Below are 22,411 nucleotides of genomic sequence, written 5' to 3' on the forward strand. Positions count from 1 at the left end.
AATCCGTTGACAGCCGTTAACGCTTACTTGTTCACCTGGAAGCGCTTGTCGCCCTTCACAATGAAGTCGCGAATCTGCTCCGCAGCGGCGATGCCGGCGTTGGTGTTGGCTTCTTCCGTCTGCGCGCCCATCTTCTTGGCCGTGAACAGGAAGCGCCCGGGGTACTTGGCTTCAATGTCCGCTTTGCAGATCGGGGCCACGTCCGACAGGTACACAAAGTCGGGGCGCTCTTCGAACACGCGCAGCAAATCTTCTTCGTGGATCACTTCCGCGCGCGCGGTGTTCACCAGCGTGGCGCCCTTAGGCATGCGCGAAAGCAGCGCGTGGTTAATGCTCAGTTTGGTCTTGGCGTTGGCCGGCATGTGCAGCGACACATACTGGCACTTCTCATACAGTTCTTCTGCCGAAGCCACCGGCGTGACGCCCTCTTTGGCGATGTCTTCCGCCGAGAGGAAGGGATCATAGGCAAACAGCTGCATGCCAAAGCCCTTGGCAATCGCCGCCATGCATTTGCCCACGTAGCCAAAGGCATGCAGGCCCAGGGTCTTGCCGCGCAGCTCAAAACCGCTCTTGCCCGCGAAACCGCCGCGCGCCTGATACAGCATCATCTCAAACGCCAGCTCAGCCACCGCGTTGGAATTCTGCCCGGGGGTGTTCATCACCACCACACCGTGCTTCGTGGCCGCTTCCAGGTCAATGTTGTCAAAGCCTGCCCCGGCCCGCACCACGATCTTCAGCTGCTTGGCCGCGTCCAACACCTCAGCCGTCACCAGGTCGCTGCGCACGATCAGCGCATCCGCGTCAGCCACCGCCGCCAGGAACTGCGACACTTCCGTGTATTTCTCCAGCAGCGCCAGCTCAAACCCGGCCGCTTCCACCACTTTGCGAATGCCTGCCACCGCCACTTTGGCGAACGGCTTATCGGTTGCAACCAAAACTTTGGTCATCTCTGCACCTTTCCTGAAAAGCCCGGTTTCCCAGGGTTAGTGAGACGCCTCAAATTCGCGCATGGCATCCACCAGCGCCTGGACGCTTTCCAACGGCAGGGCGTTATACAGCGACGCGCGGAAGCCGCCCACCGAGCGGTGGCCCTTGATCCCAACCAGGCCCTTGCTGGAGGCAAACGAGATGAATTCCGCTTCCAATTCTTTGTAGCCTTCCGCCATCACAAAGCACACATTCATGCGCGAGCGGTCTTCCTTCGCCGCAGTGCCCACGAAGCACTTGTTGCGGTCAATTTCAGCATAGAGCAGTTCGGACTTGGCCGCGTTGACCTTGTCCATGGCCACCAAACCGCCGTTGTTCTTCAGCCACTGCAGGGTGAGCATGCAGGCATACACATTCACCACCGGCGGGGTGTTGAACATCGAGTTGCTCTTGATGTGCGTGCGGTAATCCACCATCTTCGGCATCTTGCGGGTCATTTTGCCCAAGAGGTCTTCGCGCACGATCACCAGCGTCACGCCCGCCGGGCCCAGGTTCTTCTGCGCGCCGGCGTAGATCAAACCGTATTTGGCCACGTCCACCGGCCGGCTGAAGATGTCCGAAGACATATCCGCCACCAGTGTCACCGGCGAATCCAGGTCGGTCATGATTTCGGTGCCGTAGATGGTGTTGTTGGTGGTGATATGGAAATAATCCACATCGGTGGGGATCACGTATCCCTTGGGAACATAGCTGAAGTTCTTATCTTCCGAAGAAGCCACAATCACGACCTCGCCAAACAGTTCAGCTTCCTTGGCGGCTTTCGTGGCCCATTCGCCGGTCTTTAAATAGGCGGCTTTCTTCTCCAACAGATTGTAGGGTACATGGAAGAACTGTGTGCTGGCCCCGCCGCCCACAAAGAGCACGGCGTAACCTTCCGGCACACCCAGAACTTCCTTGACCAATGCCACGGCGTCGTTCATCACCGCATCGAACTCTTTGCCGCGGTGAGAAACTTCCAGAATTGAGAGGCCAGTGCCCATGAAATCTTTGATCGCTGCAGCCGTGCCGTCAATCGTGTATTGAGGAAGAATGGATGGTCCCGGGTTAAAATTGTGTTTTTTCATCGTCACTCCTTGTCCTTTTTGATGGAAGATGGTTGAGCAGCCAAAACTCACCCAATGTTGGATTTGGGGGTATAGGATGATTATATGTCAGACCAATAGCGTCCTCATAGTGAAAGATAGCACATGATTAATAACTTTCGTCAGATGTCGCCCATCTCCGCGCGCTTTGCCTGCGTCTCTTTGCGCCGTTTCCAGGCCAGCCGCACCAGCCACCAGGCTGCCGGTAAGGTCAGCCCGCTGCAGGCCAGCGCCGGAACCAGTACCTGCCCCAGGCTTTCGATGCTCAGGCGGTAATTGACACCTTTGCCCGCCAGGTTGGGGTGAATGGGCTGGATCTTGAGGTAATACAGCCCGTCCGCAGGCGCGCTCCATTCCAGGCTGGCATCTTGTTTAAAATCGGCTGCCCGCGCCTCCCCCAGCACTTTTTGATGATCTGTATCGAGCAGCTGAATCTGCACCGCCGCCCCACCGGTCATCGAAGCCGCGCTGAAGCGGTAACGCCGCCCCGCCTGCGCCGGGAACACCACCCAATCCACATCCCCCCGCGGGCAAAGGCTCTCCTCCCAGCTCTCGCCAACCGCCGCCGGCACGGCATTCTGCCAGCCGTCGTTGTCGTCCGCCCCGGCGCACATTGTCTCCAGAGTCATCTCCACCACGCTGCTGCCAAAATCCTCCACGTTGCCCGCACGGTCCACCCCGCGCACCTGAAATTCATACAAGCCGTCGGTTTTGGCCAAAAACCACATCTGCCGCGCGCCGCCGTCCGGCTTTTCCGGCCACAGCGTCCATTCGCCGCCGTCGCGCCGGTAGCGCATCTCAAAGTAGTCCAGATCCTCCTCGCCTTCCAGCACCTCCCAGCGCAGAACGGCCGCCGTACTGGCCACCGCCGCCCCCTCCACCGAAACCAGGTTGCTAGCGGGCGGCTGATCCACAGCCAAAATGCGAAATTCGATCTTCGCCTGGCTTTCGCCTGCGCGGTTGCGCGCCCACACCGTCCATTGATAGGCCCCCGCCGCCAGCTTACCCACCTTCCAGACGGTCTCTTGGCCCCAATCTCGGCTTTTCTCCCAGCCGTCCGGGCCGCTCAACGCACTGCGGTAGGCTTCCACCCCTGCCGCTGCCGGCCATTCCAGCCGCACTGCCTCATCCTCCCGCAGCGGCTGGCCGTCTTTTCCCTGCGGAGCGCTCAGCGCAGCCGGCGCAGGCGGGTCGGGCCGCCGCACCACTTTCAGCGATGAAATCGCATCCGGCCCCAGGAGGCTGTCCTGCAGGCTGGGCCAATCCTTTAAGAAGACCTCTTCCTGCCCGCCGAACTGCGTTTCCGCGTACGCCAGGGCCATGACCCCCGCCCCCACGCGCAGCGACTCAGCCGTGTTGTTGCCAATCCCCAACTGTTTGGCTTTGGCGTATTCGCCCAGCCCCAGCACCTGGCAGTCCCCGCGGTAATTTTCCTCCGTCCACAGCCCCACCTGCTCGGCCCCAGGCTGGCACACTTTGGGAGTGGCCGTGGGGGTCGGGGTCGGCCCGGCACAGTTAAACTGCTTTTCCAGCATCACCTGCCCCGTGGGGCCGGAATTTTTGCCCGACCGGTCGCGCACATCCACCGCCAGCAGGAAAGGCCCGTCGGGCACACCCAGCTTACACAAATCCAGCGTCACCTGAACCTGCCCTCCGCTCTGGGGCTTGCCCACCGGCGTCCATTCGCCGGTGTAGGTCATCAAGAACTGGGTGTTTTCCAATTCGCGGTCGTCTTTGGCCCAGCCCTTGACGGTCAGCTTGCGCGTGGTCACCAGGGTCTTCTCCTTGGGGCTTTCAATCCCGCCGGTGGGCCGTTGGGCGTCCCCATTGGCGCTCTCATACCAGTTCCCCGCCTGACATTGGCTGCCCATCGAGGGGAAGGTGTTGGCCTCCACGCAGGTGCGCGGCCGGCCGCCGTTGGTCTGCACTTCATCAAATACAATGTCCACCGAGCTGCCCCAATACAAATGCTGGTTGGTGTGCACATGAAAATGCAGATGTGAGGCCGTGCTGGCACCGGTGTCGTCCGCAGCTCCAATCAGCTGCCCCTGCAAGACCTCGGCCCCCACCCTGCGCAGCGCGGGCGGGATGCTGTCTTGGGCCAGGTGATAATAAACCTGATAGGTCACCGGCGAGGTGCTGGTGTCTTCCAGCACCAGGTAATTGGCGTGTTTGGTGTTGCCGTTGGGGTACTGCCACACAGCGTATTTCACCCGCCCGCCGCGCGCCGCCACCACCGGAAAATTGGTGCCGTCAGCGAAATCAAAAGCGTATAAGCACGTAGTCGGGCAGGTTTTGTAGACGTATACATGCCCCACCGAGCCGCTCACGCGCACCTTGCGCCCCGCCGGCCAGGGCAGTTTGTACCCCCGGAAAACCTGTCCCCCTTTCACCACCTTCTGCTCCTTGGGCAGGTAAAAGGCGCGCTCCTCCGCGCTGAGCAGATCTTCGGGAACGCCCGCCAGCACCTGTGCCCAGTCCGCGTCGGCTTGCAAAGTTATCTTCCATTCCTCCGGCGCATCCCCCAGCCGCGCCAGGGCCAGTCCCACTTCCCCGGCCACCACCTCGCCCGTCTCACGCTCGCGCATGGCCAGCCACACCAGCGCGGTGCGCCCGTCGTCGCTGAAGGTCACGTGATCAATGCTCACATCGTAAATCAGGAACGCCAGCAGCTCTTCTCGCCCTTCTCCGGCGGCTTTCAGCGCCTTCGCAATCGCACCCACCCGCGGGTCGTCGGGCTGGGCGGTCATGCGGTGAGGCAGCGCCGGGCCTCCCGAGCCCTGCCAGATCAGCAGCCCGCCCACCGCCAGCAAAAGCACCACTAAAAAGCCCAGTGCGGCCCACACCCACACTTTTTTTCCGGTTTGTTGAAAAAGGGAATTCAAAAGAGGTTGTTTCATGCTTCGCTGTGCTCCTCTCAGCAGATACAGGGTTCGCGGGTTAAGATGCAGGTTTCATACCAGACCGAAAAACCACCTTTGCTTCCGCCGGTTTTGCCCCAATGCATCTATAATTACCCTATGGCTGCAAGCTCGCCCACTCTATCTCTCACGGAACGGTTCGCATGACCTCAACCCCCTCTTCTTCTCCCTGGCTCACCCGCCGCGTATGGGCGGCCTTGCTGCTGTTGGGTTTTGCCGGTCAGCTCGCCTGGGCGGTGGAAAACCAGTTCTTTAACACCTTCCTGTACAACCACATCACCCCCGATCCGCGCCCCATCTCCTGGATGGTGTCGGCCACCGCCCTGGTGGCTACGCTGACTTCTATCTTTATGGGCACGCTCAGCGACCGCACCCGCAGCCGCTGGGGCCGCCGTCGTCCCTACCTTCTGGCGGGCTACCTGATGTGGGGAGTTTTCACCGCGCTCTACCCCACCTCCGCCCAATTTCACCCCATCGGTCTGGCCATCGCCATGGCCATCCTCTTCGACTGCATCATGACCTTTTGGGGCTCCACCGCCAACGACGCCGCCTTTAACGCCTACGTCACCGATGTGACCACCCAGCAAAACCGCGGCCGCGTCACCGGCGCGCTGGAGATTATGAAATGGCTGTCGGTGCTGCTGGTATACGGCGGCGCGCCCCTTTTGATTGAAGCCGTGGGCTACCCGGCCTTCTTTTACGGCGTGGGTGCGCTCGTCTTCCTGGTGGGGCTGATCAGCGGCCGTCTGATTCACGAACCCCCCGCCGGGCCCAAGCCGGAAGGGACCTACGCCCAGCAGATGGTGGCCGTCTTCCGCCCGGCCAATTTGCGCCGCAACCGCCGCATCTTGCTGGTGCTCTCGGCCGTCACTCTCTTCACCGCTGCGCAAAACGTGTTCTTCCCGTATCTGCTCATCTACTTACAGCACTACATCAAGCTGGAAACCCTCCAGTATTCCATCCTGGTGGCCGTCGCCATTCTGGTCGGCGGCATGCTCCTGGCCTACCCCATCGGCCTGCTGGTAGACCGCTGGGGCCGCTGGCCCATGGCCATGCTGGCCGTGATTGCCGAAATGATCGGGCTGCTGCTCTTCTCCTTCTCGCGCTCCTTCCTGGCCCTCACCCTCACCGGCATCCTCTGGCTGGCCCCCACCGCCGCCTGGACTATCGCCACCATGGCCTGGACCAAAGACCTCTTCCCGCAGGATCAGCGCGGCCAGTTTGCCGGCATTTACGTGCTCTTTTATGTGCTCATCCCGCAAATTTTGGGCGCGCTCACCGGCGGCTGGCTGGGCAGCACCTTCGGCATCCCCACCCTGATCGACGGCAAAGCCGGCTTCATCCCCACCCCGCTGCTCTTCCAGGTGGCCGCCTTTGCCACCCTGCTGGCGGCTGTGCCCCTGTTCTTCTTGCCCCGCAAAAACACCCCCATTGGCTCCCTTTCGGAGGATTAATGCCCGCCATTCCTGAATTTTTACTGCGCAAGCTGTACCTGCCCGGCTCCCTGCAGTCCACGCCGGAAGGCTTCTCTTTCGTCATCAAAAATACCTTCGCCCCGGCCAGCATCGAGGGCTTTCAGCTGGCCGTAGACGATCAGGATATCCCCCTGGAGGCCGTCACCCTGCGGCTGGAAGGTCAGCCCGACCCCACCCCCGCGCATTGGGTTTCGGCCAGCACGCCCTTTTCGCTGCCGGTCAACGTGGCCCTCACAGTCAGCGTAGCCAGTCACCCGGCGGGCAACGGCCGCCTGCGCATCCGCGTGCACACCCATGAAGCCGGCCTGCTCGATTTCACCCTGCAGGCCTCCGGTTCTGCCCCCGCCGCTGCGGCAGCTGCCGCTCCGCGGCGTTTTGCCCTGCGCCTGCCGCGCTTTTTGCAGCGCCCCATGCAGGTGGAGGCCAGCGTGGACGCCGATCAGGTCATCGGCCCCATCCATCCGCATGTCTACGGCCACTTCATTGAGCATTTGGAAAACTGCATCTACGGCGGTATCTGGAACGAAGACGGCTCGGCCCTGCGCCCCGACACCCTGCGCCTGATCCGCGATCTGCGCCCCTCGGTCATTCGCTACCCCGGCGGCAATTTTGCCTCCGGCTACCATTGGGAAGACGGCATCGGCCCGCGCAGCCAGCGCCCCGCCCGCTTTGACCCCGCCTGGCAGTCGCATGAGAGCAATCAGGTGGGCACGGACGAATTCATGGAATTCTGCGCCCAGGTGGGGGCTGAACCCTTCCTGGTGGTCAACGACGGCTCCGGCACCCCCGAAGAAGCCGCCCGCTGGGTGGCCTACTGCAACGAACCGCCCACGGGTGAACAGGGCCGCCGCCGGGCCGCCAACGGCCATCCCCAGCCCTACAACGTGCGCCTGTGGGGTGTCGGCAACGAAGTCTGGGGGCAGTGGCAGGTGGGCCACACCAGCGCCGAGGAGTACGCCGAGCGGCTGAACGCCTTTGCCGCCGCCATGCGCGCCGCGGACCCCAATATTCAAATTGTGGCCGTCGGCGATAAAGTTCTCAGTGATCAGGCCAACGACCCCGGCCGCTTGTGGAATGAAACTGTCCTAAGCCGCTGCGCCGACCAGATCGACTACCTCTCCTTCCACCTTTACCAGCCCGACCAAAGCGGCTGGCAGGAATCCTATGACCCCGACGCCCTGCACCACATCGTATGCGCCGCACCGCTGGACGCCGAAGTGATCATCCAGCGTATCGCCTCGCAAATTCAGCGCGCTGCCCCCCGCCGCAAGATCCAGATCGCGTTTGACGAATGGAATCTGTGGCTCACCCCGCCCCCCGGCGCTTCTTCCATGCACAAGCTCAACTACAACCTGCGCGACGCCCTCTATGTGGCCGGGATGTTAAACGTCTTCCAGCGCCAGTGCAAAACCCTCACCCTGGCCAACCTGGCCCAGATGGTCAATGTGCTGCCGCTGATCGTCACCAACGAGCGCAAATCCTATGCCACCCCGCTGTATTACCCCTTCTGGATGGCTCAAAATATGGAAAAGCTGGCCCTGCGGGTGGAGATGAAAAAAGTGCCCACCTACAGCACCCAGGCCCTCGGCAACATCGCCGCGCTCAGCAATGTGCCCTATCTGGATATCGCCGCCACCCGCGACGAGGCCCGCTCGCGCCTGGTGCTCAGCTTCATCAACCGTCACCCGGCCAAGCGCGCCCACATCAACGTCAACTTCGAACATTTCAGCTCCCTCAAAGCCTCCAAAGCCTGGGTGCTCAACGCCCCCAACCCCAGCCTGGTGAACAGCTTTGACGAGCCCCACGCCGTGCGCAGCCGTGAAATTGAGCTGACCAAAACGCGCGCCCGCGGGCATATCCGCCTGGATCTGCCCCCCGCCAGCCTGTCGGTGATGCTGCTGACCGCGGACGAATAACCGCATCTGCACTGCCGGTCTTCAACGCCCTGGGCATAATAAGCCCAGGGCGTTTTTTTACGCCAGTGTACGGTGTAAGTTTTTCCGTTTCGGAATAGTTATTTGCATTTTCGGGAATTTCGTCGTATGATATCTGGTAGGTTTACAGTTATTCCCATGATCTTTATGATCAAGAATTGATTGTATCTGGAACCCCGGCCCAGCAGCACAGCCCAGGGTTCTCCCCTTGAGACTGGTAACCCTTATTGGAATTGAATAGCGGGCATTTCCAGGCCAGCCCCCATCGTGCCGCCGCGCCAGCGCACCCCGCCGCCAGACAGCAGAGCCTGGGGAACACCTCACATCCTCGCCGAGGGGGCTTTTTGATTCAGAATCATTCGTCACCTTCACTCATTTTGTAACTGTCAGGAGGAAACCGCATATGCCCCAGTCGCTTCAAGAAGCCCTCGCCTACTCCGACCGCTGGCTGCAAATCATCCACGGCGGCGATGTGGGGGAGGCCCAGGCCAAGCAGATCATCGAAGAATCCAAAAACAACTTTGCCGAACATTTCAACCGCGGTTGGCTCGAATACCGCAAATCCGTCACCGAGGCCGGGGATTGGGCCTGTGTCGAATGGAAAGGCTCCGGCGCCGTCTTCCGCGACATCCTCGGCCGCGAATACATTGACTGCCTGGGCGGCTACGGCATGATGGATCTGGGCTGGAGCCACCCGGATGTCGTCTCTGCCGTCCGCGCCCAGCTCCAGCGCACGCCCATGCCCAGTCAGGAGCTGATTGACCCCCTGCGCGGGGTTTTGGCGCGCCTCATGGCCGAAATCACCCCCGGCGACATCCAATATAGCTTCTTCGCCGCCAGCGGCACCGAAGCCATCGAAGGCGCCATCAAGCTGGCCAAAATGTACACGCACAAAAACGGCTTCATCGTGGCCGTCAAAGCCTTCCACGGCAAAACCATGGGCTCCCTGTCCATGATGGGCAAATCCGATTACCGCACCCCGCCGGGGACGCTCTACGGCGGGCCGGTGTACCATGTGCCCTACGGCGACGCGGACGCGGTGGAACGCCAGCTGGATATCTGCGCTAAGGTCGGCATTGAAATTGCCGCCGTGCTGATGGAGCCCATCCAGGGCGAAGCCGGGGCCATCGTCCCGCCGGACGACTTCTGGCCGCGCCTGCGCGAGATCACCCGCCGCTACGGGGTGCTGCTCATCGCCGACGAAGTGCAGACCGGCATGGGCCGCACCGGCAAACTATGGGGCGTGGAACATTGGGAAGTCGTACCCGATATCCTGGCCGTGGCCAAATCTCTGGGCGGCGGGGTCATGCCCATCAGCGCCTTCTGCGCCAACGCAGAGATCTGGCAAGTGATGATGGATCCCAACCCCTTCATCCACACCACCACCACCGGCGGGGGCGCATTGGCATGCAGCGCCGCCATCGCCGCCATTAACGTCACCCTGCGCGACCGCCTATGGGAACAGGCCGCCCAAAAAGGCAATTACCTCCTCCCCCGGCTGCACGCCCTGGCGGAAAAATATCCGCACATCTTCAATTCGGTCACCGGCAAGGGCCTGCTCATCGGCCTGCACTTCAAAGATTCCGCCATCGGCTACAAAGCCGCCGCCGGGTTGTTCCAGCGCGGCGTGTTGGTGGCCGGAACCCTGACCAGCGCCCATACCATCCGTATCGAGCCGCCTCTGGTCATCACTCAGGAACAATTGGATCAGGTGTTGGATCGCCTCACGGATGTCATCGAAGAGATCGCCCGCACCCATTCTTTTGACTGATCTGTGGTAAAACTACATGCTTTCTTTGTGAAATCTTGTCAGGAGGGATCGTATGGACATTTCTGGATATGAGTACCAATGGCTGGTACTGCTCGGCATCGCCGTCTTCTTCGCCATCCGCCTGGGAGTTGGCTATTACGCCTCGCGCAAAGTCAGCAGCGCCACCGATTTCATTGTCGCCGGACGCCGCCTGCCCATCTACCTGGCGGGTGCATCCATCATGGCCACCTGGTTCGCCGCCGAAGTTCTCATGGGGGCCAGCTCCAACGCCTACCAGTACGGCTTTCAGGGGGTAGTATTTGACCCCTTTGGCGCGGGCCTGTGCCTGCTGATTTCCGGCTTCTTCTTCATCCGCCTCATGCGCCGCGCGCGCTATCTGACCCTCATTGACTTTTTTGAACGCCGCTACGGCCGCACCATGGGCTTTCTCATCTCCCTGGTGCAGTTGGCCACCTACTTTGGCTGGACTGCCGCCCAAATTGTGGCGGGCGGCAACATCGTCCACGCCCTCTTTGGTTGGCCGGTGGCCGCGGGCATGATCCTGGTGGCCACCATCGTCACCGTCTACACCCTCATGGGCGGCATGTGGGCCGACACCCTTCTGGACTTCATGCAAATGTTCCTCACCGCGGGCGGCATCACCCTGGTCTTCTCGGCGGTGGTGCGCGCCATCGGCGGCTGGGATGTGCTGGTGGCCAACGCCGGCTCCATGTTCACCTCCAAGCCCTTCACCCTGCTGCCCATCCCTGGCGAGGGCTACCTGGGGTACGACGGCCTGTTGGGCTGGACCTACTGGCTGGCGGCCTGGATGGCGGTCGGTCTGGGCTCCATCGCCGCCCAGGACTTAATGCAGCGCTCCATGTCGGCCCGCAACGAGGCCACCTCGGTGTGGGGCACCTACATGGCCTCGGCCCTCTACATCGGCTTCGGCGTGCTCTCCCCCCTGATCGGCATCGGCATGTTCGTGCTCAACCCCAATCTCACCGTGGATCAGACTGAGTTTGTGCTGGTCTCTGCGGCCATGAAATACCTCACGCCCATCCTGACCTCGGTCTTCATCGCCGCCCTGGCCTCCGCCCTGATGAGCACCTCTGACACCTCCATCCTGGCAGGCGCTTCCATCGTCTCCGAAAACATCCTGCCCTTCCTCAGAAACAAAAAAATGGACGGCAAAGCTCAACTGCTGTGGACGCGCATCGGTGTGGTCGGCATGGGAGTCATCAGCCTGCTGCTGGCCCTCTACGCCGAAACCATCTACAAGCTGGCCACCTTCTCCTGGACGGTGCTGTTGGTAGGCGTATTCACTTCCTTTGCTTTCGGCATGTACTGGAAGCGCGCCAACCTGGTGGGGGCCGTCACCGCCTTTGTGACCGGTTTCACCACCTGGCTGATCCTCACCCTGGTGGTGCTGCTGCCTATCACCCTGGTAGTCTGCGAAGGCGATTATGAAGTGGCTGTTTGGGACGCGGCCTACATTGGCTCGGTGCCCGCGCTGATCGTGTCCATCATCGGCATGGTCGTCGGCTCGCTCGTCACCCAAAAATCCAACCCGCCCCTGCCCCTGCGCGATGTGGACGGCAACATCATCGAATTTTCCAACCGTCTGGGCATCAACCCATTGTGGGATGCCCTGCGCAAGCTCAAGCCGGGCGAGGAAGACCGCACCTAAACCCGCCCATATCTCCACACCTGTTTTCACCCGTCGGGAGCCAAAACCAGCCCCCGGCGGTTTTTTATGCGCTGCGTCCAGGGCGTAAATCCTCTGAGGGGAATTGCTGAAAATATAGTATCATTGGGTTTCAGCAGTCTAATCAAAATAGGATTCGATTCGTATGACATTAAACCCCGACAACGCCACCCCACCTTCCACTCCGGAATCCCCTTCCGCGGACCCCGTCCGCCGCTGGGCCTTCCTGAGCTGGATCGCCGCCGTCTTAACCCTGGCGCTGCTCCTCTGGCTGAATTTCCCCACCCTCGACCAACTGGCCCGCGGCATTTACACCCCCACCCCGGCTCCCCCCACCCTGACCCCCACGCCGCGGCCTTCGCGCACCCCCACCATCACCTCTACCCCCACCATCGAACCCACCGCCACGCTGACCCCCTACCCGCCGTCGGCCTATCAAATCCCCGACGCCTCCCTGCTCGATCCCGTTTTCCCGGGTCTGCGAGGTACGGCCGTGGTGATCAATGAGGATCAGGCCCAGGTCAACCCGCCTTTTGACAATCCCCAGTGGATTTCTTCGGACACCATCGCCCAGCAGTTGGGCAAGGAACTCACCGAGCGCTATTACGCCACCTTCGGCGCGGCCTCCATCCAATGGCAAACGGATAAGCCCCTCAGCCCCGGCCTGTATGAAGTTTATGTGCTCGACACCGTTTTCAGCTCCGGCGGCAGCCTGGACTTCACCGTGTCTCTCGGCGGGCAGCCCATCAGCCCCATCTTTGGTTCCGCCTCGCTGCAATACCAATCCTCGCGCGGCAACCCGCCCCAAATTCAGGATCTGTGGCGCAGTATCGGCCTCTACAACCTCGACCGTCCCGACCTGCTGACGATCGCCACCAGCTGGCAGAACCGCGATGAAAATTCCATCGTGGCGGTGGACCGCGTGCTGATTGTGCCCTACCCGGCCACGGCCCAGGCCATGTTGGAACGCCTGCCGCGCCGCGCCCAGCAAACCGTCCTGATTGACGACCTGGCTGCCCGGATTGAATCCAATCAGGTCATCTATTCGGAATCGGACGCCCTGTCGTGGAAAGATCAATATCAGTACGTCATCAACCCCGAAACCGAAATCACCGCCACCTGGGAAACCTATGAACCGGTCGCCGCGGCCAAATATGAGGTCTTCGTCTGGCTGCCCGCCTCACACGCCACCGGTCAGGTCTCGTACCGCGTCCAAATTAACAATGAGGATGTCACCCCCGACGGGCTGGAAAGCGCCAACATCGCCGTCAACCAATCTGAGTTCCGCGGCGGTCAATGGGTCTCTTTGGGCCAGTTCACCACCCCGCGCATCTACGAAAAACCCGTGCCCATCAACATCCAAATCGCCATCCCCGCCAACGCCACCGGTGATATCGCCCTGGATGCGGTGGCCATCGTCCGCGCCGAGTAACTTGCCCCCCGGCAGAGGTGCCTATGAGCAGCGAAAACCCCATCATCCGCCAGCTTCCGCCCAAATCGCGCGAGGTATTTAACGCCGTCTGGGACTCATTAGCCCCTGCCGATCAACGCAGCCTGAAAACCCTCATCACCGGCTTCCCCTCCGATTCCGCCATGCTGCGCGTGCTGGTCAAGCTCTCGGCGGATCAAATCAAGATGACGTTTGGTTCCAAACACCGCGTGGCCATCGTAGGCCCGGCCAACGTGGGCAAATCTACGCTCTACAACCTGCTCATCCAAAACAAGCACGACCGCGCCGAGGTCAGCCCGCTGCCCGGCACCACCCGCACCAACCAGAGCGCAGACGCCGGCCTGTTCAACATCGTGGATACCCCCGGCGCGGATGCGGTTGGCTATGTGGGCGCATTGGAACAAGAGCAGGCCCTGCAGGCCGCCCGTGAGGCTGATTTTCTGGTCATCGTCTTCGACGCGATCCAGGGCATCAAGCAGACTGAGCTGGAGCTGTACCAGACTCTGCTCAGCTACGGCAAACCCTACATTGTCGTCCTCAACAAAATTGATCTGGTGCGCAAAGAATCGCAGCGCGTCCTGCAGCTGGCCGCCCAGCATTTGGAGCTGACCCCCGAACAGATCATCCCCGTGGTGGCCCGTACCGGCGAGAATCTGGACAAAGTGCTTCTGGCCATCGCCGCCACCGAGCCGGGGATCGTAGCCGCCCTGGGGGCTGCCCTGCCGCAGTACCGCTGGCGGCTGGCCTGGCGTTCCATCGTGTCCGCCGCCTCCATCGCCGCCGCCATCGCCCTCATCCCCCTGCCCATTCTGGATTTCGGCCCCCTGCTGGTCACCCAGTCCATGATGGTGCTGGGCATCGCCCGCATCTACAATTACAAGATCACCGCCGCTCGCGCGCGCGAACTGGCGGTCACCTTCGGTCTGGGCTTTTTGGGCCGCAGCCTGTTTGCCCAGTTGAGCAAATTGGGCGGGCTGCCCGGCTGGCTGCTGGCCGCCGCCATAGCCTCTTCCACCACGGTGGTCATGGGCTACGCCGCCGCCATCTGGTTTGAAAAAGGCGAGCGCCTCTCCAACGAGAGCCTCAAGAAACTCACCGCCGTCATGACCCAATCGCTGCTCAGCCGTCTGAAGAGCCTGGGCAAGAAGGGCCGCCCCGATCAGCAAACCCTCAAACAGCAGGTGGAACAGGCCCTCGAAGAAGCCGCCATCGGCACAGACCGCAGCATCCTGGATCAGCAAGCCCAGGCTTCCGCGAGCGCAGGCGAAGACGAAATCTTGCTGGACGGCTAGCCCGCTTTCGCTGCGCACGACCCCTAAACCGGCAGCGGAAACAAAGGCACCCTGGCTGCGTTGTGCATAAGCGCATATAACTCCTCCGGTTCGATCCCAAACGGCTGAAACACATCGGCGGCCGCCCGCAGCGCCAGCTTGCGGTACATGCCCACGTCCAGGCAGCGCCGGTCAAAAGTCTGCGGCAAGTCCCAGGCCCACACCCGTTCCTCCCCGCGCACATATAAAAACCGCACCCGCTGCCCCGCCGCTGTGCGCTTGCCTGCCGCCTGCAGCTGCCCAGCGGCGCGCGCCGCGGGCGAAGGATGGGTGTATTTTTCCAGCGGGCGGCTCAATTTTTGGGCGCACAGCAGATCTTCCAGCGGCACCTTGCCCTCGCGCAGCCGTGCCAGTTCCCGCCGCAGCCGCCCCAAAGCCTCCGCCGCCGCCGGTTTCAGGTCTTCAGGGCTGACCGCCTGCGCCAGACATTCCAGCAGCCCCATCTGCACCGCTGTCACCCAGGGCGGGGTGTCGCGCCGCCGCGCATCCAGCCCGCGCACCTTCAGGCTGCCGTCCGTAAACACGCCAAAATAACGGTTGCCCACCGGCACACGCCGGTTGCCGCGCGAAGGCAGAAAGGCCACCCAGCGGTAGACCCCATCCAGAGCGATGGGCAGCCCCGTGCGCCGCGTCACCTCGGCCAGCAGCGGCTCAAAATCCTCCGCCGTGCGGCAGCCCGCCTGCTGCACCCACAACCCATCCACATACAGATGCAGCACCGCAAAACCCAGGTCCTCCGCGGCTTCTTTGGCGCGCAGCAGCGCCTCGCGCCCCCCGGCCGTCACAGCCTCATGCGCCTCAATCCGTCCAAAACGCGCGTTTTTGTAGCCCAAATAGCCAAAACACACCACCAGCAGCCACTTTTGTGCTGCCGTGCGCGCCCGAATGCTCTTGCGGCGCGGGTCCCAGGCGGGCAGTTTGGCCGCCCAGGTTTTCAACGCCACGCGTTTGTGCAGCAGCGGCGCCAGCGTGCGCGGGATCAGGCCAGGGTTGGGCGCGGGCGGCTGTGAAAGCGGACGCGCCTGCGTCTCCGGCGAAATATTGCAGCGCACCATCACCGCCGGATACAGCGAAACAAAATCAATCGCACCTACCTCAAAATGCAGCCCTATGCGCGGCTGGTACACCAGTCCCCCAAAATCGGATTGGATCAGGCTCAACATACTGCGCGGCTGCTCCACCTGCTGTTTATGCCAGGGAACCAGCACCCCATCCCGCAGCGCGGTCTGCATCTGCATGCAGGAAATCCCCGTGCCCGGAGAAATGCGCGCCGCGGTCTGAATAGGCAAAGCCGTCACCCGCGCGTTCTCCAAAATTCCCTCCAGCCCGTAGTCGCGCCACAGCATGGCGTTCTGGCGGTCAATATGCACGCGCCCATAGAGATGCACCTGCTGGCCGCGGTACACGATCTGCCCATAGGAAAAATAGGTGTGTTCTTCCACGGTGCGCAGCGGGTAAGCTGGGTCGCGGCTCAGCGGTGCCTGTCCCCGCCGCAGCAGTTCCGGCAGCAGCCAGGTATCGCCGTAATCGGTCAGCACAATGTCCGGGTCCAACTTCTGCAAAGCCGCGCGCAGCCAGGCCGCCGGTGCGCTGCCCGCCACCCAGGGGTAGCTCTGCTTCCAGGCGCGAAAGCGCAGCTCCAGGCGGGTCGGCGGGGTGCGCTGCGGGTCGCCTTCCGGCAAATTGATCTCCAAAATGCGCAAAGGCGGCAGCGCAGGGTCCAGCGCCCAGGGGGAATCCAGCACCTCAAACGCGCGCACGTTGCCCTGTTCGTCCGCCTCGGCCCGGCAGCGCGCCAGCGGAAACGAGCCAAAGGCCGCCGCGTGCCGCACGGTCAACGGCACGTCCGCATCGTAATAGGTCAGGTCGGGAAATTCGCGCTCCACTTCCGCAAACAAAGGCTGTAACCCGGCTGGGTCAGCCGTCTCCACCGCCAAAACCGGCAGGCGCTCCGCCACAAACAGATCGCGGCGCTCTTCGCGCGCCAGCCCAGGCGCAGGCTCCCGCCCCCGCAGCCAGCGCCACAGCGCTCGCAGCCGCGGCCCTGGCCCCGCCGCAAAAAACCGCACCGGAAAGCGCTGACACAGCCGCACCCGCCGGTCGTCATCGGTCACCAGCCACAGCGCCACCCCCCGCGGGCCGTCCGCGTACAGGTCCAACAGCCAGCCCTCATACGTCATCCAGCAGCCGGCTTTGAAGTGCCTCCACCTGCACCCGCAGGCGGGCAACTTCCTTGTGTTCTTCCAGCAGCATGGCCAGCAAAAACGTCTCCATCGGCAGCAAATTGGCGGCGTAGGCCGCCGCTGCCAGGTGCTGCCGCGCCGCGGTGAAAAGCTCGTCCAGCGCCGTCTGATCTGAACGGCGCAGCGCCCGCCGAAAACGGCCAAAGGCGGCCTGTTCCTCGTTTAACGATTGGGTAATGGACGGTAAAGTGCGTCCCATGCTTCACCTCTATGTCCACAACGAACCCTGCTGATAGACGCCCGCCGCAGACGGGGCCTCTTCCACCCAACATTGATCTGCTTCCGCGCAGACCCGCTGCACAAAAGCCGCGCGCTCTGGGAAGTCAGTTGGGGGCGGGCGCACACTCACCATCACCGGCGCCCCCGCCAAAAGCCCGCGCACATGCCCCAAAGCCGCCGCCAACAGCCGCTGCCCTTCGTCGTAGCGCACGCTCTCATCGTAAAAGGACGCCAGCAGGTCAAAAATCACCACCGGCTCCCGCACCGGACGCGAGCAGGTCTGTTCCAACAAGGCCAGCACCTGGTAACAGGTGAAGGCCCGCGCGGTTTGAATGTTCGCCAAAGCCCGCACAGGGTCCATCGTCAGCCGCCGCAGTTCGCGCACCACCGGCAGCGGGTTGGCGCGGTTGCCGCAGTCCAAAACCCACACCCCGCCGCGCAGCGCCAGCCGCGCCGCCAGGGTCAGCATACGCTGCAGCGCGCCCGACCCGCCCACGATCACATACAGTTGATTGGAAGTTGGTAGGCGAATGGCATCCATGCCGTCATCATCGCAAAATTCCCCCAGGCTGTAAATCCCCCCGCCGGAGGATTGGCGGAGGGTTGCTGGGGAGCCTCCACCGGGAGGATGCACCCATGGGGGGCATAGGGGGTTCCTACCCCCACCCCTACAGGTATTCGTTTAGATCCCAGGGGGCCAAATGCTGGCGCAGGGCCGCGCGGCTGTTCACCCCAAATTTGCGCAGCACAATCTCAATGTGCGATTTAACCGTCGTGGGCGCAATATGCAGCTGGGCCGCGATCTGCCGCGTGGAATCCCCCCGGCACACATACGCGGTGATCTGCTGCTGGCGCGGCGAAAGCTGGCCCCAACAGATCAGCACCCAGGATTGGCGTTCCTGGGCCTGGGCCGCCTGTTCCAACAGCTCCGCGGCCACCTCCTGTGGGGTGCGCTGCTGGCGCTCTGCCATGCGCTCCAGCAGTTCGTAAGAGTCCACATCCAGCGCAAACGTCCGCCTGCGCCGCAGCCAGTTCCGCACACCCCGCCACACAATGTCAAAAGCGTTCACAGTTTCATTGTATAGAACAAATAAACTATTGTCAATGCGCCCCCACTCAATCAAAAGCGGCCGTTCTTCGAACGGCCGCTGGTATCCATACGATTTGATCCAAAGGGATAAAGCCTACCCCTGCAAGGGCACCTTGTGCAGATCGCGGTACAGCCCCGGCAGCTGCCAAACGCGCAGCGCAGCCTCAATCTGAATGCGGAACGACATCTTGGATTGTCCCCAGCGCCGGTCGGCGAAGTAGATGGGGGTCTCTTTAAACCCGTAACCCAGGCGCGTGGCCACATAAGCCATTTCCACCTGGAAGATATACCCATTGGAACGCACGCGTTCCAGCGGCATACCCTGCAGGGTCTTGCGCCGCCACAGGCGGAAACCGCCGGTCACATCCCGCACCTTCATGCCCAAAATGGTGCGCGCATAGAAATTGCCAAAGCCAGAAAGAGCCTTGCGCCACATCGGCCAGCGCTCATCCAGGCTGCCGCCGGGCACATAGCGCGAGCCGATCACCAGATCGGTAGTTTCCAGCGTTTTCACCAGCTCGACCACTTTTTCCACGGGGTGCGAAAAATCCGCATCCATCTGGCCCACGGCCTCGGCCCCATCGGCGATGGCGCGCTGGAACCCCTGAATATAGGCTGTTCCCAGGCCCAATTTCCCCTGACGGTGCATCACCGACATGCGCCCGGGGTGTTCCCTGGCCAAATCTTCGGCCAGCTGTCCGGTGCCGTCTGGGCTGTTGTCGTCCACAATCAAAAGGTTTAAGTCATCCAGCGGCAGCGCAAATAAAGCCGCCGTAAGCTTCGGTAAATTCTCAGCTTCGTTGTAGGTGGGTATAACAATGGTTGTTTTCAAAGGCTTACCTGCCGGTATGTTTTTCCAGCTCCGTTTTCAACTCTTCCAGGCTTGTCAACGCGCCAGATTCTTTCGAAATTGCCGCCACCTCCACCGTCAGACGCCGGCCTTCCAGCCGGTCGACTTCGCGGTCTTGATGACGGTAAAAATAATCAAAGGACTGCACCAAACGTCGTTTGAGGCGCTCCTGCATTTCCGCGGTGGCGCCCTGGCGGGTGATCAGCACAAAATCGGTGGCCGTCCAATGGCCCACAAAGCCGTCACCGCCAGCCTGCTGAAGCGAATCTTGAATCATCAAAGCCACCGCCCGCAGCAGATCATCCGAGGCCACAAAGCCGTACAGCTCGCGAAAAGCGTCCAGGTGTCCCAGGGAAATCAGCAGCAGCTTCCAATCTTTCTCCGCCAGGAACTTACCCAAATGCTCATCCACCAGCCCGCCCTCTGGCAGCCCCGTCACCGGGTTGGTCAAAGACCCGCGCCGCGCCCGCTGCAAGGTGTTGCGCACGCGCAGCCGCAGTTCCTGAATGTCAAACGGCTTGGTGATGTAATCTTCCGCGTGCAGCTCCAGACCCTTCAGGCGGTCCAGGCGCTCGCGTTTTTCGGTTAAAAAGATGATGGGAATATCCCGCGTGCGCCGGTTGGTGCGCAGCCGCCGGGCCACTTCAAAGCCGTCAATGTCCGGCAGACGGATGTCCAAAATCACCAGGTCTGGTGCTTGCTTCTGGCACATCTCCACCCCATCTTCCCCCCAATGCGCCACAGAAACCTCGTACCCCTGAACGCGGAAATACGCATTGAGCATGTCCGCGATGTCCAGGTCATCTTCAACAATTAACAGGGAAGCCCGGGGTTCGTCCACGTTCTCAGCCTATCGGTTCTTTGGGAATAATAAAATCGCAGGTCGCGTCGCCCACCGATTTAGCCGTGGTCTGCGTCACGCGGAATTCACTGCCGCCCGACACCCATTTCAGGCTCTCCTGCAGCAGGCCCGTGGCGATGAAGCAGGCGGGTTTATCCGTGGTGCGTCCCCAACACACCGGGCAGCGGTGAATGGTGTACAAGTAGTGATCTTCTTGTTCCGCCACCGTGCTCAACTGGTCGCTGGTCTGCGAGAAGATTTTGGCCATGGCCGCCAGGCCGATGCGAATCTTGGCCCCCAGCGGCAGCACCTTGAAAGCCATATCCCCTACCCCAGCCAGCGCGCCAAAATTGCGCAGCGCATCGTTGAAAGTCGCTCGCCCGGCACGCTGGGCCAAACCGCGCCCACCCCGCGGCCCGTACAGCTCTTCCAAAGCTGCCCAAATCGCCGAGAAGTCAGCAAAATCAAACTGCCGGTCCAAATTATCCGGCGGCAAATTATCAATGGTAGACGACAACCCCGCCAGGTTGAGAATCGCATTCAGCCCGTTCTTTCCCATCACGTCTTCCAGCGAAAGGATCGAAATCCGGGCAATTTTGTTTGGGTAATACAAACCGCTCTTCGGAATGGGCTCCATGGCGTCCCCGTGTTAGATCAGTTTAACCAGGTCCTCGGCTGCGCGGCGCATGTCGAGGAAAATAAGGCCCAATTTTGCCTGTTCGCGGGCCAGGGCCGTCAAGACGGCTTCCTCGCCGACAGACATCAACACCACATACCCCTTTTGCCCTTTGATGTACACCTGCTCCAGCGAGCCGCGGCCCAACTCTTTCGCAATGCGCTCTCCCAACGAGAGCATTGCCGCCGACATCGCCGAAACACGGTCTTCCTCTACACCTTGGGGGAGTGCGGATGCAATCGTCAGGCCGTCCGCGCTGACAATTGCGGATGCCTCAATATCTGGAGATGACGCCTGAAGCTCTCGTAGGCGTTCGACCATCATTTGGGTGCGTGACATAGCCAAGGCTGCACTCCTTCTTAAAATCTCGAATTGCCGATCCAGGGATTGCAAGATACTCAACATAATTTAGCACAGGCGATAAGATGTGTCAAGCGAACATGCCGCGCCCGAAAGCCACCTATCAATTTTGTTATACGATATATTCACCTCCCAATCCGACTGAAATCAGGTGTTCGCAATTTTCAGCCCAAAAATAGGTTAAAATAGTCTTCGCTGCGGGCGGCTCTTTTTCCACCACCCGCCACAATGAGGAAACCTTATGTCCATGCAACGAACCTGCTTATCGGTGGCCGCTTTCGCCATTCTGCTTTCGGCGCTGCTTATCCCCACGCCAGCCCAGGCGGCCCCTGCCGCCCAAACACCCCCTGGCAGCGAGCCTTATTCCGGCGCGCCCCTGTGCCTGCCCGATACCTATTTGACCGATCCCGGCGATTGTTTGCCCCTGGGGCCGGCGGCTTTCCTGACCGATCTCGCCCGCCAGGGCATTGCCTACCCCAGCCTGCCCTTGCCCGCCGCCCACCCCGGCAGCGATCTGAGTCAGGTGAATATCAATTACGCCAAAATCAACCTGGAACCGTACGAGCCTGCACCCGTGTTCTCTTCATTACAGGACGCCGTCGCTGGGACCAACCCCGTCCGCTATTTGGCCGGCGGGGACGGGCTGCGCTACGTGTCGTACACCCAGCGCGCCGACCAAAACGGCGGCCATTACGTGCTGCTGCCCAGCGGCGAATGGATGCGCGCTTCGCCCGCCGCGATCCTCTCCACCTTCCAGGGCCTGGTCTTCCGCCGCAACCCCACCACCTCGTTTGGCTGGATTTTTGACAACACCACCCCCAAGAGCAGCCCCAGCGCCCTGGCCCCCGAAAACGGCCAGCCCCTGGTGAAAGAACAGGTGGTGCCCATTTACAAAATGGTGGAGGCCGAAAACACCCAGTGGTATATGGTCGGCCTGGGCCAATGGGTCGAACGGCGCTACATCCGCCAGTTCCAACTCAAGACCACCCCGCCCGAAGGTGTGGAGAACGGCCGCTGGATCGAGGTCAACCTGTACGAACAAACCATGGCGGTGTACGAAGACAGCCGCCTGGTCTTTGCCACCCTCATCGCCACCGGCTCCGACCCCTATTTCACCCGCCCCGGCCTTTTCAAGGTGTATAAAAAGAAAGCCACCGAAAACATGTCGGGCGCCTTTGCCTCCGATAAATCCGATTTCTACTACCTGGCCGATGTCCCCTGGACGTTGTATTTTGATGAGGCCCGCGCCATCCACGGTGCCTATTGGCGCGCCTGGTTTGGCATACCCCAGTCGCACGGCTGCGTCAATCTCTCCATCGGCGATGCCCGCTGGGTGTATGATTGGGCCCAGGAGGGCGACTACGTTTATGTCTGGGATCCCTCCGGCCAAACCCCCACCGACCCCAAATTCTACACCCAGGGCGGGGCCTGATCCTGCTCTCCCCCACACAAAAACGAACCCCGGAGGCCTTGATGCTTCCGGGGTATTTTTTG

18 protein-coding genes are annotated in these 22,411 nt (G+C 61.6%); 7 read left to right on the plus strand and 11 right to left on the minus strand.

Features of this window, described 5'->3' with window-relative positions:
- Window positions 1-23: 23 nt before the first annotated feature.
- The 3 genes from ADN01_RS16190 to ADN01_RS16200 all read right to left on the minus strand — a co-directional run bounded on the left by ADN01_RS16190 (window position 24) and on the right by ADN01_RS16200 (window position 4,969).
- Entirely contained in the window at window positions 24-947 is a 924-nt protein-coding gene (locus ADN01_RS16190) for an NAD(P)-dependent oxidoreductase (RefSeq protein WP_062419087.1), read from the minus strand.
- A 36-nt stretch (window positions 948-983) separates the two neighbouring features.
- Window positions 984-2,051 carry a 3-phosphoserine/phosphohydroxythreonine transaminase gene (serC, locus tag ADN01_RS16195; RefSeq protein ID WP_062419088.1) on the minus strand — a complete coding sequence of 356 codons (1,068 nt, stop codon included), beginning with the start codon at window positions 2,049-2,051 and terminating at the stop codon, window positions 984-986.
- Between the two features lie 140 nt (window positions 2,052-2,191).
- Window positions 2,192-4,969 carry a M23 family metallopeptidase gene (locus ADN01_RS16200; protein ID WP_062419089.1) on the minus strand — a complete coding sequence of 926 codons (2,778 nt, stop codon included), beginning with the start codon at window positions 4,967-4,969 and terminating at the stop codon, window positions 2,192-2,194.
- Window positions 4,970-5,133: 164 nt separating this feature from the next.
- Between ADN01_RS16200 and ADN01_RS16205 the strand changes: the two genes are divergently transcribed.
- The 6 genes from ADN01_RS16205 to ADN01_RS16230 all read left to right on the plus strand — a co-directional run bounded on the left by ADN01_RS16205 (window position 5,134) and on the right by ADN01_RS16230 (window position 14,599).
- Complete coding sequence (locus ADN01_RS16205) at window positions 5,134-6,444, plus strand: MFS transporter (protein WP_062419090.1); 1,311 nt, start codon at window positions 5,134-5,136, stop codon at window positions 6,442-6,444.
- Window positions 6,444-8,381, plus strand: coding sequence for an alpha-L-arabinofuranosidase C-terminal domain-containing protein (locus ADN01_RS16210; RefSeq protein ID WP_062419091.1), 1,938 nt, complete (start codon window positions 6,444-6,446; stop codon window positions 8,379-8,381). The genes ADN01_RS16205 and ADN01_RS16210 overlap by 1 nt, the downstream gene beginning before the upstream one ends.
- Before the next feature lie 421 nt (window positions 8,382-8,802).
- Window positions 8,803-10,170, plus strand: coding sequence for an aminotransferase class III-fold pyridoxal phosphate-dependent enzyme (locus tag ADN01_RS16215; RefSeq protein WP_062419092.1), 1,368 nt, complete (start codon window positions 8,803-8,805; stop codon window positions 10,168-10,170).
- 52 nt (window positions 10,171-10,222) lie between these two features.
- On the plus strand, window positions 10,223-11,839 hold the full coding sequence (locus tag ADN01_RS16220; protein WP_062419093.1) for a sodium:solute symporter family protein: 1,617 nt from the start codon (window positions 10,223-10,225) through the stop codon (window positions 11,837-11,839).
- A 163-nt stretch (window positions 11,840-12,002) separates the two neighbouring features.
- Window positions 12,003-13,289, plus strand: a complete 1,287-nt coding sequence (locus ADN01_RS16225) for a golvesin C-terminal-like domain-containing protein (protein WP_075071286.1) — start codon at window positions 12,003-12,005, stop codon at window positions 13,287-13,289.
- A 23-nt stretch (window positions 13,290-13,312) separates the two neighbouring features.
- Complete coding sequence (locus ADN01_RS16230) at window positions 13,313-14,599, plus strand: GTPase (RefSeq protein ID WP_062419094.1); 1,287 nt, start codon at window positions 13,313-13,315, stop codon at window positions 14,597-14,599.
- A gap of 23 nt (window positions 14,600-14,622) precedes the next feature.
- Here the strand turns inward: ADN01_RS16230 and ADN01_RS16235 are convergent, their stop codons facing one another.
- The 8 genes from ADN01_RS16235 to ADN01_RS16270 form a co-directional block, all read right to left on the minus strand.
- On the minus strand, window positions 14,623-16,818 hold the full coding sequence (locus tag ADN01_RS16235) for a DNA polymerase domain-containing protein (RefSeq protein ID WP_062419095.1): 2,196 nt from the start codon (window positions 16,816-16,818) through the stop codon (window positions 14,623-14,625).
- Entirely contained in the window at window positions 16,808-17,080 is a 273-nt protein-coding gene (locus ADN01_RS16240) for a hypothetical protein (protein ID WP_062419096.1), read from the minus strand. The genes ADN01_RS16235 and ADN01_RS16240 overlap by 11 nt, the downstream gene beginning before the upstream one ends.
- Before the next feature lie 9 nt (window positions 17,081-17,089).
- Window positions 17,090-17,641 (minus strand): hypothetical protein, encoded by a 552-nt coding sequence (locus tag ADN01_RS16245; RefSeq protein WP_062419097.1) that lies wholly within the window; start codon window positions 17,639-17,641, stop codon window positions 17,090-17,092.
- Between the two features lie 127 nt (window positions 17,642-17,768).
- Window positions 17,769-18,170 carry a helix-turn-helix transcriptional regulator gene (locus ADN01_RS16250; RefSeq protein WP_147239095.1) on the minus strand — a complete coding sequence of 134 codons (402 nt, stop codon included), beginning with the start codon at window positions 18,168-18,170 and terminating at the stop codon, window positions 17,769-17,771.
- A 114-nt stretch (window positions 18,171-18,284) separates the two neighbouring features.
- Window positions 18,285-19,022 (minus strand): polyprenol monophosphomannose synthase, encoded by a 738-nt coding sequence (locus ADN01_RS16255; RefSeq protein ID WP_082142879.1) that lies wholly within the window; start codon window positions 19,020-19,022, stop codon window positions 18,285-18,287.
- A 4-nt stretch (window positions 19,023-19,026) separates the two neighbouring features.
- Entirely contained in the window at window positions 19,027-19,881 is an 855-nt protein-coding gene (locus tag ADN01_RS16260) for a GGDEF domain-containing response regulator (protein WP_062419100.1), read from the minus strand.
- A 4-nt stretch (window positions 19,882-19,885) separates the two neighbouring features.
- Window positions 19,886-20,518, minus strand: coding sequence for a hypothetical protein (locus ADN01_RS16265; RefSeq protein WP_062419101.1), 633 nt, complete (start codon window positions 20,516-20,518; stop codon window positions 19,886-19,888).
- A gap of 12 nt (window positions 20,519-20,530) precedes the next feature.
- Window positions 20,531-20,896 (minus strand): roadblock/LC7 domain-containing protein, encoded by a 366-nt coding sequence (locus ADN01_RS16270; RefSeq protein WP_062419102.1) that lies wholly within the window; start codon window positions 20,894-20,896, stop codon window positions 20,531-20,533.
- Between the two features lie 262 nt (window positions 20,897-21,158).
- Between ADN01_RS16270 and ADN01_RS16275 the strand changes: the two genes are divergently transcribed.
- Window positions 21,159-22,349, plus strand: a complete 1,191-nt coding sequence (locus ADN01_RS16275) for a L,D-transpeptidase (protein ID WP_062419103.1) — start codon at window positions 21,159-21,161, stop codon at window positions 22,347-22,349.
- Window positions 22,350-22,411: the final 62 nt, after the last annotated feature.

Source organism: Levilinea saccharolytica (assembly GCF_001306035.1).
Classification (GTDB): domain Bacteria; phylum Chloroflexota; class Anaerolineae; order Anaerolineales; family Anaerolineaceae; genus Levilinea; species Levilinea saccharolytica.

Excerpts from the sequence above, each read along its gene's own strand:
- ADN01_RS16190 (WP_062419087.1), bottom strand. The coding sequence starts at position 947 with ATGACCAAAGTTTTGGTTGCAACCGATAAGCCGTTCGCCAAAGTGGCG.
- serC (WP_062419088.1), bottom strand. The coding sequence starts at position 2,051 with ATGAAAAAACACAATTTTAACCCGGGACCATCCATTCTTCCTCAATAC.
- ADN01_RS16200 (WP_062419089.1), bottom strand. The coding sequence starts at position 4,969 with ATGAAACAACCTCTTTTGAATTCCCTTTTTCAACAAACCGGAAAAAAA.
- ADN01_RS16205 (WP_062419090.1), top strand. The coding sequence starts at position 5,134 with ATGACCTCAACCCCCTCTTCTTCTCCCTGGCTCACCCGCCGCGTATGG.
- ADN01_RS16210 (WP_062419091.1), top strand. The coding sequence starts at position 6,444 with ATGCCCGCCATTCCTGAATTTTTACTGCGCAAGCTGTACCTGCCCGGC.
- ADN01_RS16215 (WP_062419092.1), top strand. The coding sequence starts at position 8,803 with ATGCCCCAGTCGCTTCAAGAAGCCCTCGCCTACTCCGACCGCTGGCTG.
- ADN01_RS16220 (WP_062419093.1), top strand. The coding sequence starts at position 10,223 with ATGGACATTTCTGGATATGAGTACCAATGGCTGGTACTGCTCGGCATC.
- ADN01_RS16225 (WP_075071286.1), top strand. The coding sequence starts at position 12,003 with ATGACATTAAACCCCGACAACGCCACCCCACCTTCCACTCCGGAATCC.
- ADN01_RS16230 (WP_062419094.1), top strand. The coding sequence starts at position 13,313 with ATGAGCAGCGAAAACCCCATCATCCGCCAGCTTCCGCCCAAATCGCGC.
- ADN01_RS16235 (WP_062419095.1), bottom strand. The coding sequence starts at position 16,818 with ATGACGTATGAGGGCTGGCTGTTGGACCTGTACGCGGACGGCCCGCGG.
- ADN01_RS16240 (WP_062419096.1), bottom strand. The coding sequence starts at position 17,080 with ATGGGACGCACTTTACCGTCCATTACCCAATCGTTAAACGAGGAACAG.
- ADN01_RS16245 (WP_062419097.1), bottom strand. The coding sequence starts at position 17,641 with ATGGATGCCATTCGCCTACCAACTTCCAATCAACTGTATGTGATCGTG.
- ADN01_RS16265 (WP_062419101.1), bottom strand. The coding sequence starts at position 20,518 with ATGGAGCCCATTCCGAAGAGCGGTTTGTATTACCCAAACAAAATTGCC.
- ADN01_RS16270 (WP_062419102.1), bottom strand. The coding sequence starts at position 20,896 with ATGTCACGCACCCAAATGATGGTCGAACGCCTACGAGAGCTTCAGGCG.
- ADN01_RS16275 (WP_062419103.1), top strand. The coding sequence starts at position 21,159 with ATGTCCATGCAACGAACCTGCTTATCGGTGGCCGCTTTCGCCATTCTG.